The following is a 17889-nucleotide window of genomic DNA, read 5'->3' on the forward strand; positions in this document are numbered from 1 at the left end:
GTACAACTCCAAAGAATATATACTTTAATAAATTAAACATTTCGTCAGCTAGTGGTTATTCCCACTCAATTGTTCCAGGTGGTTTACCTGTTACATCATAAACGACTCGTGATACTTGTTTAACTTCATTTACAATTCTATTTGAAACTATAGATAAGAAGTCATAAGGCAAATTTGCCCATGTTGCAGTCATAAAATCAATACTAACCACCGCTCTCAATGCTATAACATATTCATATCTACGCTGATCTCCTACGACCCCAACTGACTTAACCGGTAAGAAAACTCCAAAGGCCTGAGAAATGTCATGATACAAATTATGCTTATATAATTCTTCAGTAAAGATCGCATCTGCTTTTTGTAGAGTTTCAACATACTCTTTTTTGATTTCGCCTAATATACGTACACCAAGACCTGGTCCTGGGAACGGATGTCTATAAAGCATATTATACGGTAAGCCTAAGCCTAAGCCTAGTTTACGTACTTCATCTTTAAACAGCTCTCTTAATGGTTCTAATAGTTTAAGCTTCATCTCTTTTGGCAAACCGCCAACGTTATGATGAGATTTGATAACATGAGCTTTAGACTGGCTATTACCAGCTGACTCAATTACATCACTATATATTGTACCTTGAGCAAGCCATTTCGCATTGTCGATTTTAGCTGCTTCTTCATCAAAAATATCAACAAAAAGTTTACCTATAATTTTACGCTTTTCTTCAGGATCGCCAATACCTTTTAGAGCATCTAAAAACCTATTTTTAGCATTTACGCGAATAACATTAATATCCATATGCTCCGCAAATACTTCCATCACTTGGTCACCTTCGTTAAGACGAAGTAGTCCCGTGTCTACAAATATACAGATAAGTTGATCGCCAATAGCTTCATGTAATATTGCTGCTACCACAGATGAGTCAACACCACCTGATAAGCCTAAAATTACTTTATCACTTCCAACCTGTTTTTTTATTTCTTTAATATCGCTTTCAATAATATTTTCGATATTCCAAAAAGCATCACACTTGCAGATATTTAAAGCGAAATTTTCTATAATTTGTTTACCATTCTCTGTATGAGTGGTTTCTGGATGAAACTGTACTCCATAAAAAGGTTTACTTTTGTGAGCAATAGCTGCAACAGGAGCATTAGTTGATGATGCTATTACTTCAAAATGTTCACCAGTTTGAGTAACTTTATCACTATGACTCATCCATACAGACTGTTCTGTTTTGAGATTGGAAAATATATTTTCTGATGATTTTAAGATATTAATGATCGCTTTACCAAACTCACTTTGATCAGCTCCTTTTACCTCTCCACCATGCTGCATCACCATTGTTTGCATACCATAGCAAATACCTAAAACAGGAACACCTAATTCAAAGACTATTTCTGGAGCTTTAACATCTGAGTCATACACAGACTCAGGACCACCAGAAAGGATTATACCTTTAGCTTGATAATCTTTGATAAAATCATCTGTTATATCATGAGGAAATATTTCACAAAAGACACCAACCTCTCTCACTCTACGCGCGATAAGTTGAGTATATTGCGAACCAAAATCTAAAATCAAAATCTTATGATTATGTATATCTGTCATTTTTATAGAAATAAATATTTTCTTAAAAAGATATTTTAACCTAAATAGATTTGATTGTAATTAGCTTTTGGTGATAAAAATAATATTAATATATAGTCGTATAAGACTTTCGTAGAAAACTAAATTATTAGACTAATAAAAAAGCTCCATTACTCGACGTCTAAAGCTAAACTCAGGATACTCAACCCCAACAAAGTATAGACCATGTGCTTTAGCTGTTTCAGCTGCTCTCGTTCTGTCCTTAGCTTCTAATACTAGCTTAATCCATTCTGGAGATTCAAATTCTAAACCTACTTTTATCAAGGAGCCTATAAAATTTCTAATCATATGGTGCAGAAAAGCATTGCCAATAACCTCAAATACTATAAAATTCCCCTGTTTGATAAACTCAGCTTTTTGAATATTTCTAAATGGCGTATTAGACTGACATTGAGATGATCTAAAAGATGTAAAATCTTGTTCGCCTAATAAGTATTTACATGCTTGATTCATTTTATCAATATTTAGCTCTCTATTCTCCCACAAGCAATGTTCTGAAAATATTGGTGAGCTAGTTATAGAATTATAGATAATATAATTGTAAGTTCTATTTATCGCCGTAAATCTCGAATTAAAATCATTATCAACTTCTCTGATATCTAGTATCTTGATATCTTTTGGTAAAAGAGCATTTGTGCCTCTCATCCAAGAGCTAAGAGTTCTATCCGCATCCGAATGAAAGTTAACAACTTGCGAAGTCGCATGTACGCCGGTATCAGTTCGACCAGCACAAGTAACTTCTATATTTTGATTTGCAATTTTTGAGAGTGCTTTTTCTAGCTCTTCTTGAACACTTGGCGAATGAGATTGCCTTTGCCAACCACAGTAGTTTTTGCCAAAGTATTCAATTTGTAGTAGATAATTTTTCATAATTAGCCAAGAAATTTAACAACTCTAGAGTGAAGTATTTCCATCTCTTTTGGAATCAATTTTGAGAAATTAATAAAACCATGCACTAAACTATCAAAATGATAATGTTGTACCTCAACATCATGTCTAAGAAGTCTTTCAGCAAATAATAACCCCTCATCTTTTAAAGGGTCATAGCCTGCTGTCATAACTAAAGTTCTCGGCATATTATCTAATTCTTTGATATAAAATGGCGATATTTCTGGAGAGCATTTGTCCATACCCTCTGGTACATACAACTCAGAGTACCATTTAGTTTTTGCCTTGGTCAAAATATAACCACTAGAGAAATCTTCTAATGATTTTGTTGGCATATGTGATAAATCTACAGATGGGTATAGAATAATATTATTCCCAATTTTAACACTACCTTTCTGAAGTAGGTTATAAGTTGCTAAAACTGTCAAGTTAGCTCCTGCGCTATCACCCATTAAAGTAAATTTCTTACGAGATACACCAAGTTTTTTAGAGTGTTGATAAACATGTTCTGCAACAAACTCAACATCATTTAAACCAGCTGGAAATTTATGTTCAGGTGCAAGACGATAATCAACAGCAAAAACAATCCTATTAGTGGTTAATGAAAGCTTACGACAAAAAGCATCAAATGAATCAAGTGTACCAGATACAAATCCTCCACCATGAGAAAAAATTATTACCTTAAGTTTCTCATCAACTTTAGGATTATATACTCTAACAGGAATTTTATGACCCTCATCATGTGTGATTTCAATATCTTCAACACTCTCTAGATCTACTTTAGGATAACTATATAAACCTAGTGATGCTGCAGCTTTTCTTGTGGCATCAATATCTTGACGATTACCATCTCTGTCAAACTTACTAATAAATGTCAATAGATCCTGTAATTTAGCTGGTATAGTCTTGATACCACCATATAAATCTGGAACCTTTTTAAGAATTTCAGCTTCAAGTGCTTCTTCATGCTCAGAATTATCCCTAGCTATAACTTTAAGCCATTCTTTTTTATTTGGAGATAATGATTCAATAGGTGTTGATAAGTAGCGAGCAATACCTAGCTCATGGCAATCATTTTCAGCATAAAATGACAAGTTATTCACCATCCACTTGACAATTTTTTCAGCTTTATAATTATTTGTTTCTCTTATTTCTAAAACATTATACAAATTTCTAACATCATATGACCAAGGTACATAGTCAACAATAAAATTACAGCTAATATAGTTAAGCCCAGCTTCTCTTGCCAATGCAAACTCTGGGAAGGCTGTCATACCTATAACACCACCTCCCATGCTTTGGAAACATTTAGCATCAATTATTGTTGGAAATTGTGGACCCTCTATACAAACATAACTCTGCTTAAAATGTATATCAAAATCAAATTCTTGCTTTTTAGTCCTAATCTCTTCAGCAATACTCTCTGTTATAGGTTTAGAAAGTGAAACATAATTAAGCAAACCTTGTTCACAAAAGGTAAACTCTCGTAAGGATTTTGTTCTATCAATGAACTGATATGGAATAACCATATCTCCAGGTTTTAACTCTTCTCTTAAACTTCTAACTGAAGATAAGGCAATAATAGAAGTAGCTCCATATTTTTTCAAAGCATATATATTTGCCTTGTAGTTTATTTGATGTGGTAGTATATTCTGACCTAAGCCAGTTCTATTTAGGAATAATGCTTCTTTATCTTCTATTTTTATTTTAAAGAGGCCATTTGAGCATAACCCAAATGGAGTTTCTCGTGATAGTTCCTCTATAATCTCAAAATCATCAAAAGATTCAAAACCACTACTTCCTACAATTGCCCACATATATCATCTATCCAAAAGTTGTTTCTAATATTTTTTTATCTTTACAAAAGAGTTCTATTCTAAATTTATCATCCTCATTTACTACTCCAACACCTTTGGGTGTTCCTGTCATTAGTAAATCATTTTCAGCTACAGATATCTCATTTTGCATTAAAAAATCTATAATTTGTTGAGGTTTATAAATCATTAAATCGTAGCTACCTTGTTGAATTAAGGAATTATTTTTATACGCTTTAAAGTTTAAAAATTCAATATCTTGACTATCAATCTCAACAAAATTACTAATTACAGCACTATTATCAAAAGCTTTAGCTAATTCCCATGGTAGTCCATTAGTCTTAAGTTTTGATTGTAAATTTCTATCAGTTAAATCTAAGCCTAAACCTACTGCTTTTATATTTGAATCATGATCAAATGCAAAGACTATCTCACATTCATAATGTATTTCTCTAGTTGGGGATAATCTAAGATCTTTAGATATGCTTGAATTAGGCTTAATGAATATAACTGGACTATCTGGAACTTCATTATTTAGCTCATGAATATGTTCAACATAATTCCTACCAACACAAACCACTTTTGATTTTGTTAGATCAATTTGCATAATTTATTTCCTTTTATGAATTATGTAATCAATTACAATTTAAAATCTTCTCCAAGATATACTTTTCTAACTGTCTCATCAGCTAAGACCTCTTCTGGTGAACCAGCAGCTAGCATATTTCCAGCATTCACAATATATGCCCTTTCACAAATATCAAGCGTCTCACGTACATTATGGTCTGTAATTAATACACCTATCCCTCTATCTTTAAGATGTCTTACAACTTCTTTAATTTCAATTACCGAAACTGGGTCAACCCCTGCAAATGGTTCATCGAGGAGAATAAACTTAGGATCCATAGCTAGAGCTCTAGCGATTTCGACTCTTCTTCGCTCTCCACCAGATAAACTCATACCCAAACTTTTGCGAATATGTTGAATACTAAATTCATCTAAAAGTTCATTAAGTTTTTCTTCTATTTGGACCTTATTAAGCTCTTTACGAGTTTCTAATATAGCTATAATATTATCTTCTACACTTAGCTTTCTAAATACAGAAGCCTCTTGAGGTAAATATCCCAACCCTCTTCGTGCTCTTAAGTGAATTGGCATTTTTGTTACATCTTCATCACCCATGCGTACCTTACCACGTGTGGCAGCGACAAGTCCAACAATCATATAGAAAGATGTAGTTTTTCCCGCACCATTAGGACCTAGTAATCCAACAATTTCACCTGTTGAAACTTTCATAGACACATTATTTACTACCCAGCGAGTACCATACTTTTTGCCCAATCTTTTTGCTTCTAATGTATATTTTTCCATTTTAAACCACTCTTAAAATTATGTACTGGTGTTATAAGTATTCAATCCTGTCACACTTCCTTTTTGTCTATCTTTACCATAATCACTAATAGGTGTAAGCCCAGTATCAATTCTAGTCTGTTTCTGCACCCCATCTAAGATTATTGTAGATCTTCTATTTTCACTACCTGGAATAGATATTAAATCGTGATCAATATCAAAGATTACTTTTTCACCTTTGTAAACATTATCATTTTGATAAGCTACAGCCTTTCTATACATTTCTAAATGTTTATCATCGACATGATAAATTATCATTTTTGATTTACCTTCAACAGGTCCCCTAGTGGCTGTTTTAACAGTCTTATAATCAGGGTTTGAATTTGTAGGATAGGTATAGAATTGAGAATTATGATTATCATCCGAAATCATAGTAAATGTTTTTAGCTTCTTTTTATCATCTAAATTTATTACAAGTCTTTGTCCAGATATAAAGTTACACTCTTTTTGCTCCGCACAAAGTTGTTTAGCTGTTTTTAACCAACTTTCTTGTAATTGTTCTAAAGTTAGTGAAGGATCTCTTTCAAAATAAACAACATTATCTTTAGAAATTGTGGGCTTATGACAAAGAATATGATTATTATGAATCTGCATCACAAATACGTTACCCAAATAAGTAATAACATGTTGATTATCATCATAGGTGACACTATCAGAACATATGGTAACAGGTCCATACTCTTTTAAACTATTATCTGCTGAATTATCTTCTTTTTCATTATCAGCAACATTATCTTGTTGAAGTGCAGCATCATACATTGGAAGACTACTATCAATCTGATTTTCACTTTCATCTGAAAAGGCATATGATGTAAGCGAAAGAAAAATTACTAAGATCAATCTAACTCGACGCATAGTAGCTCCTTACATTTTGTCCAAGTCTTATAGCTTTTGAGTTTGAATTGCCAGTTACTCCTATACCTGTTGTATTATTACCAGTTTCAGGATCATACATTTTTGTAAATCTAGCATTATAAAAGTCTTTTGAACCTGAGTTATAAAACATTTCTGATGTTTTGATAAAAATCTTATCTAAAGATGTTGAGTCAGACTTTTTATTATTTTGAGAGTCTACTGAGTTATCATTAGTATATATAATAGAATCAACGCCATCATATAAGTGAGTCAAGTTCTGCCCTGTAAACTGCTGGATATACCCATGTTTAGATGTAACTTGCCATTGTAGCTTACCAGTTTTGCTATCATAACTTTTTTCAGTAAGATCAATCATAAATAAATCTTGATTGATATAACGCCTTAACTCTTTAGAAAAAAAGTTTGTTGCTAAACTACCTTTTACATCATACTTATTATAAGTAAAATCAAACGCTTTTAACTCAACTCGATTTTTTTGTTGGTTACTTTTAAGAGGTTTTGCTCCATCAATAGCGTTATAACTTATATAAAGCATAGCAAAGACAATAATAATTATAGAGAGTACATTCGCAAATAAAGAATACTTAGTGAAAAACTTCATCTTTATCCTTATTTCACTCCGCCAAACTCTAAAAAGTCATTAATGATTTTATTATGTAATCCCATGTGTTTGATAATATAGTCGCAAAACTCTCTAACAGCAGCATTACCACCTCTGCTTTGACAAGTATAATCAGCATATTCTTTTACTATTTCTATCGAATCAAAAGGAGTTGCAGATAGTCCCACTTTATTCATCAAGACAAGATCTGGTAGATCATCACCCATATAAGCAATATCTTGATCACTTAAGTTATACTTATTCTTTAAACTTTCATATGCCTTAATTTTATTTTTTTGCCCTTGATAAATATCTCCAGCATCTAAGCCCAAACTTGTAAATCTATCATAAACAATCTTTGATTCTTTGCCAGTTATAATAGCTACTCTAATACCTAATTTTTGAAGCAGGACTAAGCCAAGTCCATCTTTGACATTGAAGTTTTTAAATTCATTTCCGTCATTTGAGATTATTATCCTACTATCAGTAAGAACCCCATCAACATCAAAGATTGCTAATTTAATATTTTTCTGTTTATTTATCTTCATTATTAAGCTTAAAAAGAATATTTGATTCAGTTATAGATATTATCACAAATGATTCTGAGACTAAAATATTTAAGACAAAAGAAGAATTTATTTATAGTTACTGACAGATTTTTTAATTTCTTGCTTAGCAAAAGCAGCATTATCCCAACCATCAACTTTTACCCACTTACCTGAATCTAGATCTTTATAATGAGTGAAGAAATGTTCGATTCTTTGTTTTAATGTTACCGGTAAGTCATCAACATCATTAATATGATCATACTCTTTAGTTAGCTTAGAGCTTGGTACCGCAATAATTTTAGCATCAACACCGCCATCATCTTCCATTTTAAAAACACCAACAGCTCTACAGTTGATTACACAACCTACTGCCAATCGATATGGAGCTAAAACTAATACATCAATAGGGTCACCATCATCATAAAGAGTATTTGGAACAAAACCATAGTTACATGGATATCTCATTGTAGATGACATGAATCTATCAACTACAATCATATTACTATCTTTGTCAAATTCATATTTGATCGGATCACTATCTTGAGGTATTTCAATTACAACATTGAAATCATTAGGAACATCTTTTCCACAAGGTATATTTTTCAGCATAACAATCTCTCCTATATTCTTGCTAAAGCATAAACGCTTGACACACTATACATGAGTCTATCATAAAAACCTTTGTATTTATAACCTATAAATATTAAAATGTTGTGAGATATTATTTACAAATTACACTTTAATCAAGATTTTAAAGAGGAAAATTATGAAATTAAAAAAGATAGCTTTATTAACAGCTAGTTTAGTGGCCGCTACGGCTTTTGCAGCTCCAAATATTTCTTCCAGTTCAGACCCATATTTTAATGGTGGTAATGGACTAACACAAAAAGATATAATAGTAAGACCAGTTAACATTGAATTAGATGCTCCAGCATGGGTAGCTATGAATTATCGTACTGGAGATATTGTTAGTCAAAAGAATATGGACGTTAGAAGACCTCCAGCTAGCTTAACTAAAATCATGACATCATATATTGTTGCTAGTGAAATTAAAGCTGGAAATCTGAGTTGGGATACTATGGTACCAATAAGTGAAAAAGCTGCTTCTACAGGAGGATCTAAAATGTATGTAAAAGCCAGTGCTAAAGTTTCTGTCAAAAACTTGGTAACAGGTATGGATGTAGTTTCTGGTAATGATGCCACTATAGCTCTTGCTGAATATATCGGCGGAACAGCAGAAGCATTTACAGATTTAATGAATCAAACAGCTAAAGCTATTGGAATGAATAATACTCATTTTGCTAACCCAGATGGTTTACCAGGAGGAGAACAATACACTACAGCTCATGATATGGCACTTTTGGCAAGATCTTACATATATAACTTCCCAGATGCGTATAAAATATATGATGATAGAGGTTTAGTATGGAATGCTACAGAACAGGAGTCCATAAGCATTGCAGATCGTAAACAATGTTTACCAAAATTCGATCGTTCTAGTGGCAATGTGTTAGAAAGTTTTTCTGCTAAAGGGCTAGATTCACAAACTCAAGATAAGTGTTCTAAATTATTCCCTAAGGGTGATAATTTTGTTCTTCAAAATAATAGAAATAGACTTCTATTCACTTTTGATGGTGCTGATGGAATGAAAACTGGTCATACGGATGCAGCTGGTTACTGTCTAGTTTCTTCTGCGAAACAAGATGGTGAAAGATTCATTTCCGTAGTTCTTGGTACTAACAGTTCAGCTAAAAGAGACTCAGAATCATCTAAACTGCTAAGATATGCTTTAAGCAAATATGAAAATGTTCTACTATACAAAGCTAACTCGCCTGTTACGATAAATGCGGATAATATTCCTAATGCTAAAGCTGGGCAAAAAATAACTGTTACATCAACTCAAAACATATACCAAACAGTGCCTAAAACATATATACCATTTTTAAAACAAGGTATAGTCTTCACCCCAGGTATAAAAGCTCCGATTAAAGAAGGACAAGCTGTAGGTGAGCTCGTTATAACCCTTGGTGATACTAAAGAAAAAATAGCTAGCGTACCAGTAGTATCTATGAATGATATATCACAGAGAGGCTGGTGGTAATTTAAACTAAAATAAAGGATCTACAATGTCTGAAGATAATAAAAATGAACAACAACCAGAAACTTTTTTTGAATTTCCTTGCCAGTTTCCAATCAAAATAATGGCAAATCCACAAAAAGAGACTGTTGAGTTTATTCTTAAAGTTTTTGAAAAACATGTACCAAAACATGATGAAATTGATTTTAATACCAAAGAAAGTAAAACTGGTAAATATATATCTATTACAGCCATATTTACAGCTGATAGTAAAGAACAGCTAGATAATATTTACAAAGAAATTTCTAGCCACCCTGAAGTACACATGGTTTTATAATAATTCTTATTCTATGAAAGAAGATATCATAATTAGAGATTTAGGATTGCAGCCATATTCTGATGTTTTTAAACAAATGGCTGATTTTACAATCGAACGCGATAACACTACTAAGGATGAGATTTGGCTTGTTGAACATCCTAGTGTATTTACACAGGGCAAGCATGGTAAACCCGAGCACATTTTAAACCCACATAATATACCAATTGTTGAAACTGATCGTGGTGGACAGGTTACATATCATGGTCCTGGTCAGGCTGTTATATATTTTATGCTTGACATAAAAAGAAATAAACTTGGCGCAAAGAAGTTGGTCGATATAGTTGAGCAAGCCTGTACAAATATACTTCAGAAGCATTATAATCTCAATTCTCATACTATTGAAAATGCTCATGGCATATATATAAATAACAAAAAAATAGCTTCTCTTGGTTTAAGAATAAAGCAAGGTAAAAGCTACCATGGCATTGCTATAAATACTAAAATGGATCTTATGCCATTTAGCTATATTAATCCATGTGGATATACCAATTTAGAGATGTGCCAATTATCCGATTTTTTTGACAGAATAGATGTTAAGACTGTACAAAACCAGTATGTCAATGAATTTATAGAATTGATTGAGCTATAAATAGACTGTAAGAAGTTTTTCAATTATAGTTCTTATGTAAATCTGTTTTCACATCTTCAAGGAATCTTTTCGACTGAACTTTATCACCAAATATATCATATTTAATAGTTAATGTTGATGAATTATCAGCTATCCTAGCTACACTAATATTGAATGTACCTTTAAATCTCCTAGAATTTACACTGCCATCAATTTCTGATGCTTGATTAGTTATAATGTTTTTGGTTATGGTTACACCTGGCATTTTTGCTAAAGTATTTAGAACAGATTTATTAACTTCTACAACCGAGTAATCAAGATTCTCTGAATATGATGCAGCTTGATCAACACCATACACGCCCGCACCAATTAGCAAGCAACTATTAAGAGTTAAAGCACTAAATACCAACATGAATAAAAATACTATTTTTTTCATTTTAAAAATTGAATAAATAAAAATTAGCAAGAATATAGCACAACAAGAAATAAAAAGCTATTTTGAAAAATAAATTTTGCTTACTATAAAGATTATAAAAATGTTTTCAAAAATGCTGATCTTGAAGGATGCTTAAGCTTTCTAAGAGCTTTCGCTTCAATCTGTCTAATACGCTCTCTAGTAACATTAAACTGCTTGCCTACTTCTTCTAGAGTATGATCTGTATTCATACCAATACCAAAGCGCATCATAAGAACCTTTGCCTCTCTCTCAGTTAAACCAGTATCAATAAGCTCCTTAATAGCTTCTCTTAGATTCTCTAAATTTGCAGCCTCTATCGGAGAATAATTATTTTTATCCTCAATAAAATCACCAACTGTAGAGTCTTCATCATCCCCAATTGGGCTTTCCATAGAGATTGGAGTATGAGATATATTGAGAATCTTTTTAAGCTTATCTTTAGTCATATTCGGAGTATATTCTATAATTTCCTCCTCTGTAGCCTCACGACCTTTTTCTTGAAGAATTTGACGCTTAATTCTATTAACTTTATTAATAGTCTCAATCATATGCACAGGTACACGAATTGTTCTAGCCTGGTCAGCAATTGAGCGAGTAATTGCTTGGCGAATCCACCAAGTCGCATAAGTTGAAAACTTAAAACCTTTACGATAATCAAATTTATCTACAGCTTTCATTAAGCCGATATTACCTTCTTGAATGATATCTAAGAAATGCAATCCTCTATTGGTATATTTTTTAGCTTCAGAAACAACTAATCTCAAATTTGCTTCAATCATTTCCTTTTTAGCTTGAGTAATTTTTGCTTCACTTTTAGAAATCTCAATATTAACTTTCTTGAGCTCTTCAATTTCCATCATCATCAGACTCTGGAATTGATTAATTTGTTTTGTTAAATTATGGATTTCTTTAATAGTATTATCTGTAAATTTATACTTTTTAGTTAATGGCAGTAGCCATTCAACAGATCCTATTTCATACACTTTTATGAATTCTTGACGAGGAGTTCTTGATCTTTCCACACACAATCTAAGAATTTTTCGCTCAAACTCCTTAACTCTTGCATAAGGAAGCCTAATATAATCAACTAATTTCTGTAAATGGGAAGTAGACAATCTCAAACTTTCAAACTCTTTGACTATTTTGCTATAAAGTTTTTTGTTTGGCTTCTCTTGATACTCTTCAAACATTTTCTCAAGATTTGTGAAGAAATCATAAGCCCTTTGAGTATCAATCTTCTCATCATGATCATCTTCTGCAACTTTTTCTTCAGTTATTTGTTCATCACTAAACCCAGCCATAATTTCATTAAAACGAATATATTTAGCAACTGGTTCATCTTCAATATCTTGAGAAGCCATATAATCAACCGCCTTCTCTTCTAACTCACGAAAACGCTCAATATAAGTTTTGACAACGATTGGATAACTCAAAATAGTACTAAAAACTTCAGTAGTACCTTCTTCGATCCTAATAGCAATATCAGTTTCACCTTTTTTATCTAAAAGGTCAACTATCCCCATTTCACGCATATACATACGAATAGGATCAGATGTTTTTCCTTTTAAATCATCTAAGTTTGCTTCACTTACTTTTCTTTCATCATCATCCTCATCCAACTCAGGAGTTCTATCATATACATCAATACCAGCATCTATGAGGATAGCTTCTATTTCTTCATATTTTTTTGGATCTTCTGACACATCTCCTGGCAATGCATCTAAAATATCTGCTCTAGTTAAATAGCCTCTTTCTTTACCATCAACCATAAGATCTTTTAGATCAGAAAGTAAATCTTCTCTTGTCATCTACTAATACTCCAATAGATTTTTTATATTTTATTACTCAATTTTGCTACTAAATACTTACGTTCCATCTCTTGAACATCTGTTCTAAAAGGTAGAGATCCTAAATAATTAAGCTGTTCTTTTACACTATTAGCTTCAATCCTTCTTAAATCTTTTAATATCTGATGACAGTATTGTTCACCATCAGATTTTTTTCTAGCTTTATCAATGCCATAGCTTAGCAACTCAAAAAAATACTCTCTATAGTCAGGATAGTCCTCTGCCAACAACTGTATCAATATTACAGCTTCTATTTCATTAGATGAGTCTTCTTTAAGAATTTTCAAGCTTTTAACAAGAATATCAAGATTTTTTGAAGTAGCAAATATCTCAAAGTTATTTTCTTTTAATAGAATACGAAAATCAGTAATATTGACGAAAATTTCTGCCAACATTACTTCTTCAAGTAACATATTCCTAGATAGTCTTTTTTGTCTAGTCTTATAATTATTGGTATCTATATTTGGCTTTTGTTTACCTAACTTAAGCAGATTCTTTATTTGATTAGAATTAATATTTATCTTCTCCGCAACGGTTGAAATAATACTTTCTGAATAAATATTATCATCAACATCAGTCAAAAACTCTTTCAAATTTTCTACTATTTCTGCTTTACACTCAGCTTTAGAGACATCTTTATCATCTATAATATAATTTATTATAAAATCTGAAACAGGCTGAGATTTTTTTAATGAATTAGAAAAATTGTCTAGACCGTATTCTTTAATATAGTCATCTGGATCTTTACCATTTTCTAAAGTAAGTATCCTAAGTTTTTTATTACCATCTAAAATAGGAAGAATTATTTTAATAGTCCTAACTGCTGCTTTTTGACCAGCGCTATCGCCATCAAAACATAAAACAATAGAATTGTTTTCACGAAACAATATTTTTGCATGATTTTGAGAGAACGCTGTTCCTAATGTAGCCACTGCACAATAAAAACCATATTTAGCTAAGCCTATAACATCCATATAGCCTTCTACAACAATAAGGCTTTGATTTAATAAATCAGGACATTGTTTTTTCTTTTCTCTATATTCATAAAGCCCATATAGAATGTTATTTTTCTGAAAAACTATAGTCTCAGGAGAATTTATATATTTAACACCTTCAGAATCATCTATTACTCTACCACCATAACCAATTACATTACCTTGAATATTTCTAATAGGAAACATTATTCTATTGCGAAAACGATCATAGACATTTCCCTTATCATTTTTTATTGAAAGTCCTGTATCAATCAATATATCTTCTGATACATTTACAGATTTGGCTAACTGAGTAATATTATTCCATCCATCAGAGGAATATCCAATACCAAAAACTTTGGCCAACTCACTATTAACTCCCCTTTTTTTAAGGTAGGCTGTAGCCTTTTCTTTTGAAGCTGAATTACCAAGATTCCAACGGTAATATTTTTGGGCAATTGCTAAAAAGCCAATACACTTGTTAAATAGCTGTTCTTTATGTAAATCTTCCTGAGAATAGTTTTCATACTCAACCGGCTTGCCTACAATTTCAGCAAGAGTTTTAACAGCCTCAATAAAATCTAGATTATTGATTTTTTTTACAAAAGTTAAAGCGTCACCAGACTCATGACACCCAAAACAATGAAAGAACTTTTTTTGTGAGTTAACAAAGAATGATGGTGTTTTCTCATTATGAAATGGACAACAGGCTTTATAATTTTTTCCAGATTTAGCTAGATTGACATATCTAGATACGACATCAGCAATATCAGCATTTGCAACAAGTTCCTTTATAAAATTATTAGAAATCTTTTTTGCCATACTGATTATATCTAGAACTTATACTAAATTTGATTTTACTATAGCACTCACTTTACTCATATCTGTTCTACCAGCAAGCTCTTTTTTCACACTAGCCATTATCTTGCCCATCTCCTTCATAGATGTAGCTCCTACAGACTCTATTGCTTTTTGAACTATAGTAACAACCTCTTCATCACTTAATTGTTTAGGCATATATTTAGTTAAGATCTCAATCTCTTTTTTCTCGCCTTCAGCAAGTTCTGCTCTATCGGCCTGCATATATTGAGTGTAAGAATCTTGTCTTTGCTTAATCATTTTTGTGATTACAGCTATAGCAACCTCATCTGTTATCTCAATTTTTTCATCAATTTGCTTCTGCTTAATAGCAGACATAGCCATACGAATAGTAGTTAATCTATTTTTATCTTTATTTTTCATTGACTCTTTCATATCAAGAGTCAATTGATCAAAAATTTGTGACATTTTATTAAAAGAATTCCTAGTGAAAGGGAGAGTTAAACTCTCAACGATGAATTAAATAATATACTACCTTCTAACGATTATAATTGCTCTTATGAGCTCTTTTAACAGCGGCAGCTTTCTTCCTTTTACGTGCCCAAGTTGGCTTCTCAAAGTACTCTCTACGACGTAGTTCAGATACTATTCCAGCCTTCTCACAAGATCTTTTGAATCTTCTAAGAACAACATCAAAAGGTTCTCTTTCTTTAACTCTAACGCTTGGCATACCCTCTCACCTCACTTAAATGCCAGTTTAATAAGTCTAACAAACTATAGGACTTTTAGAGTCCCATAACAAAATTTATAGGCTACCATTCTATCATATAAGATGATAAATGCAACATGGCTTATAACTAATACCTCGTTAACAGATATTACATTTATCACACTATATTTATATTGCATAAAATGCTATTATTCCGAATTAAGAATTTTAGAAACTTACACAGGTTTATCGCTTTGGTAAAAAGAACTAAGCTTTTAATAGCTCTATCTATATTTGTAATTAGTACAAATGCTTCTTATGCATCTACTCGTAGCGAAATACAATCTCTAGTAAAAAAATATAACTTGGCTGACACTAAAATTGCCATAGCAACTCAAAGAACTATGACTGGGAATAGTTTGTACTCTTATGCTCAAAATAGATCTATGAAACCAGCAAGTAATAATAAAGTATTCACTATTGTTTCTGGATTGCTCTCCATTCCTGATGATTTTAGATTTACTACTACGATTTTGTACCCATCCAATAGAGTAAATAATCATACCTTACATGGAGATATGTATATTAAATTTACAGGCGATCCGGCACTTACTGGAGGACAGCTAAGCTCATTAATCGAAAAAATCAAAACAGAAAAGGGAATATCTAAAATCACTGGAGATGTATATCTTGTTGGAGTATTCTCAGGTCCATATGTTCCAGAAGGTTGGTCAAAGGAGGATAGCACATTATGCTATGGAGCACCAGCTTCTAGTTTTACGCTAAATAGAAACTGTACAGTCATAAAACTAGTTAAAAATCCAAATAGCTTGACAACTAGGGTTGTTGAATTAAGTAATGCTAGCAATATTGATATAAAAAATTCAGCAAAATATACCAGCGCATCAAAAGCAACTATATTATCTATGAATGATAATAATGTTTTATATATCAGTGGCTACTTGTCAAGAGCTGCAGAAAAGATGTTTAAACTAGCTATTAAGAACCCCGCTCTTAAAACTGTCGATACAGTTAACGATTTCTTGAGTTCAAGTGGAATAAAGCATGGCAATGTTCTTATTACCAACACCATCCCAGCTGGTTATGACACACAATTAATCACAAAATCAGCAACAATAGGGCATTTTTTTGATCAAACACTTAAGCATTCAGACAATCTGTATGCAGAAACTATACTAAATACAATTGGTTTAAAAGAAAAAGGAATAGGCTCAACTAAAGCAGGCACAGAAGCAGTCCAAAGTATATTATATACAAAGTTAAGGCTAGACACTTCTGCTTTGAGTATGTATGATGGATCTGGACTATCACATCTAGATAGAGTTACACCAGAGTTTATGGTTGATTTTTTAACCAAAGCTTATAATAGTGAAGCTGGTAAACAGTTTTATAACTATCTTCCAGCATCTGGTATGAGTGGTACAATATCGTATAGAATGGGAGGTAAATTACTTGGTCGAGTACATGCAAAAACAGGAACTATATCAGGAGTGTCAACATTATCTGGTTATGTTCTAACTGCAAAAAACCATCGTATTTCATTCTCTATTATGCTTAATGATCTTAAAAATTCTGATCGTTATAATGCACGCAGATTCCAAGACAAAGTTGTAGATGTTTTTTATAGGAATTTATAATGAAAAAAATACTTAAATTATTATCATTAACGATAGTCGTAGTGATATTGGGATCATGCTCAACTGAGCCACCCAAAAACATTAATAATGCATGTAGCATAATTCATCAATACCCAGACTGGTATTATGATATGATTGATTCTTATGACCGCTGGGGAATACCTTTAAATATACAGATGGCATTTATACGTCAGGAATCATCTTTTAGAGCTGATGCACAACCTTCTATGCAATATTATTTTGGATTTATTCCAAAAGGCCGAGCATCAAGCGCATATGGCTATGCACAAGCTCTAGATGGCACGTGGGATCACTATAAAAAAGAAACGAAACAATCTTTTGTCTCAAGATCTGATTATGCTGATGCTGTAGATTTTATAGGCTGGTATTTGAACAATGTTCATAACAAAACAGGTATAAGCAAATCAAATGCTTATGACCTATATCTTGCATATCATGAAGGTATTGGTGGATATAAAAGAGGTAGTCACAGAAATAACTCATTTTTAAAAAACTATGCACGTAAAACTGCAGATGTTGCTCAAAAATATGCTATACAACTACAAAATTGTGAAATACCTCGAAAACCTCTACTTTCTTATATTTTCTAAAGGTAAAT

General features: G+C 32.1%; 18 protein-coding genes and 1 pseudogene. 5 read left to right on the plus strand and 14 right to left on the minus strand.

Annotation, left to right across the window (positions count from 1 at the left end):
- Positions 1-55 precede the first annotated feature (55 nt).
- The 9 genes from guaA to ppa all read right to left on the minus strand — a co-directional run bounded on the left by guaA (position 56) and on the right by ppa (position 8391).
- Complete coding sequence (guaA, locus tag ACKTR7_RS01110; RefSeq protein WP_407876632.1) at positions 56-1606, minus strand: glutamine-hydrolyzing GMP synthase; 1551 nt, start codon at positions 1604-1606, stop codon at positions 56-58.
- A 132-nt stretch (positions 1607-1738) separates the two neighbouring features.
- Positions 1739-2515, minus strand: coding sequence for a tRNA pseudouridine(38-40) synthase TruA (gene truA, locus ACKTR7_RS01115; protein WP_407876633.1), 777 nt, complete (start codon positions 2513-2515; stop codon positions 1739-1741).
- A 2-nt stretch (positions 2516-2517) separates the two neighbouring features.
- Complete coding sequence (locus tag ACKTR7_RS01120; protein ID WP_407876634.1) at positions 2518-4350, minus strand: alpha/beta hydrolase fold domain-containing protein; 1833 nt, start codon at positions 4348-4350, stop codon at positions 2518-2520.
- A gap of 7 nt (positions 4351-4357) precedes the next feature.
- Positions 4358-4954, minus strand: a complete 597-nt coding sequence (locus ACKTR7_RS01125; protein ID WP_407876635.1) for a fumarylacetoacetate hydrolase family protein — start codon at positions 4952-4954, stop codon at positions 4358-4360.
- Positions 4955-4986: 32 nt separating this feature from the next.
- Positions 4987-5718 (minus strand): LPS export ABC transporter ATP-binding protein, encoded by a 732-nt coding sequence (gene lptB, locus ACKTR7_RS01130; RefSeq protein ID WP_407876636.1) that lies wholly within the window; start codon positions 5716-5718, stop codon positions 4987-4989.
- Between the two features lie 18 nt (positions 5719-5736).
- Positions 5737-6612 carry an LptA/OstA family protein gene (locus tag ACKTR7_RS01135; protein WP_407876637.1) on the minus strand — a complete coding sequence of 292 codons (876 nt, stop codon included), beginning with the start codon at positions 6610-6612 and terminating at the stop codon, positions 5737-5739.
- Positions 6599-7234, minus strand: a complete 636-nt coding sequence (gene lptC / locus ACKTR7_RS01140; RefSeq protein ID WP_407876638.1) for an LPS export ABC transporter periplasmic protein LptC — start codon at positions 7232-7234, stop codon at positions 6599-6601. The genes ACKTR7_RS01135 and lptC overlap by 14 nt, the downstream gene beginning before the upstream one ends.
- Before the next feature lie 8 nt (positions 7235-7242).
- Complete coding sequence (locus ACKTR7_RS01145; RefSeq protein ID WP_407876639.1) at positions 7243-7782, minus strand: KdsC family phosphatase; 540 nt, start codon at positions 7780-7782, stop codon at positions 7243-7245.
- A gap of 87 nt (positions 7783-7869) precedes the next feature.
- A complete protein-coding gene (gene ppa / locus ACKTR7_RS01150) occupies positions 7870-8391 on the minus strand; it encodes an inorganic diphosphatase (protein ID WP_407876640.1) in 522 nt (173 codons plus the stop codon).
- Positions 8392-8548: 157 nt separating this feature from the next.
- On the opposite strand from ppa, the gene ACKTR7_RS01155 reads away from it, so the two are divergent.
- The 3 genes from ACKTR7_RS01155 to lipB are packed head-to-tail and all read left to right on the plus strand — an operon-like array spanning position 8549 to position 10827.
- Positions 8549-9883 carry a D-alanyl-D-alanine carboxypeptidase family protein gene (locus ACKTR7_RS01155; RefSeq protein WP_407876641.1) on the plus strand — a complete coding sequence of 445 codons (1335 nt, stop codon included), beginning with the start codon at positions 8549-8551 and terminating at the stop codon, positions 9881-9883.
- A 25-nt stretch (positions 9884-9908) separates the two neighbouring features.
- Complete coding sequence (locus tag ACKTR7_RS01160) at positions 9909-10196, plus strand: HP0495 family protein (RefSeq protein WP_407876642.1); 288 nt, start codon at positions 9909-9911, stop codon at positions 10194-10196.
- 13 nt (positions 10197-10209) lie between these two features.
- On the plus strand, positions 10210-10827 hold the full coding sequence (gene lipB, locus ACKTR7_RS01165) for a lipoyl(octanoyl) transferase LipB (RefSeq protein WP_407876643.1): 618 nt from the start codon (positions 10210-10212) through the stop codon (positions 10825-10827).
- Positions 10828-10846: 19 nt separating this feature from the next.
- Here the strand turns inward: lipB and ACKTR7_RS01170 are convergent, their stop codons facing one another.
- The 5 genes and pseudogenes from ACKTR7_RS01170 to rpsU form a co-directional block, all read right to left on the minus strand.
- The gene (locus ACKTR7_RS01170) at positions 10847-11242 is read right to left on the minus strand and encodes a DUF3568 family protein (RefSeq protein WP_407876644.1); all 396 of its coding nucleotides are present in this window, start codon (positions 11240-11242) and stop codon (positions 10847-10849) included.
- Positions 11243-11334: 92 nt separating this feature from the next.
- Complete coding sequence (gene rpoD / locus ACKTR7_RS01175; protein ID WP_407876645.1) at positions 11335-13071, minus strand: RNA polymerase sigma factor RpoD; 1737 nt, start codon at positions 13069-13071, stop codon at positions 11335-11337.
- Between the two features lie 23 nt (positions 13072-13094).
- Entirely contained in the window at positions 13095-14906 is a 1812-nt protein-coding gene (gene dnaG, locus ACKTR7_RS01180; RefSeq protein ID WP_407876646.1) for a DNA primase, read from the minus strand.
- Between the two features lie 18 nt (positions 14907-14924).
- Positions 14925-15371: a GatB/YqeY domain-containing protein gene (locus tag ACKTR7_RS01185; protein WP_222829725.1), complete on the minus strand. Its 447-nt coding sequence runs from the start codon at positions 15369-15371 to the stop codon at positions 14925-14927.
- A 63-nt stretch (positions 15372-15434) separates the two neighbouring features.
- Positions 15435-15633: pseudogene (gene rpsU / locus ACKTR7_RS01190) on the minus strand (30S ribosomal protein S21).
- Between the two features lie 233 nt (positions 15634-15866).
- Between rpsU and dacB the strand changes: the two are divergent.
- Together dacB and ACKTR7_RS01200 are read left to right on the plus strand one after the other, a co-directional pair.
- Positions 15867-17270 (plus strand): D-alanyl-D-alanine carboxypeptidase/D-alanyl-D-alanine endopeptidase, encoded by a 1404-nt coding sequence (dacB, locus tag ACKTR7_RS01195; protein ID WP_407876647.1) that lies wholly within the window; start codon positions 15867-15869, stop codon positions 17268-17270.
- On the plus strand, positions 17270-17881 hold the full coding sequence (locus ACKTR7_RS01200; protein ID WP_407876648.1) for a transglycosylase SLT domain-containing protein: 612 nt from the start codon (positions 17270-17272) through the stop codon (positions 17879-17881). The genes dacB and ACKTR7_RS01200 overlap by 1 nt, the downstream gene beginning before the upstream one ends.
- Positions 17882-17889: the final 8 nt, after the last annotated feature.

Origin of the sequence: Francisella sciaenopsi (assembly GCF_045862875.1) — a bacterium.
In the GTDB taxonomy this organism is placed as follows: Bacteria; Pseudomonadota; Gammaproteobacteria; order Francisellales; family Francisellaceae; genus Francisella; species Francisella sciaenopsi.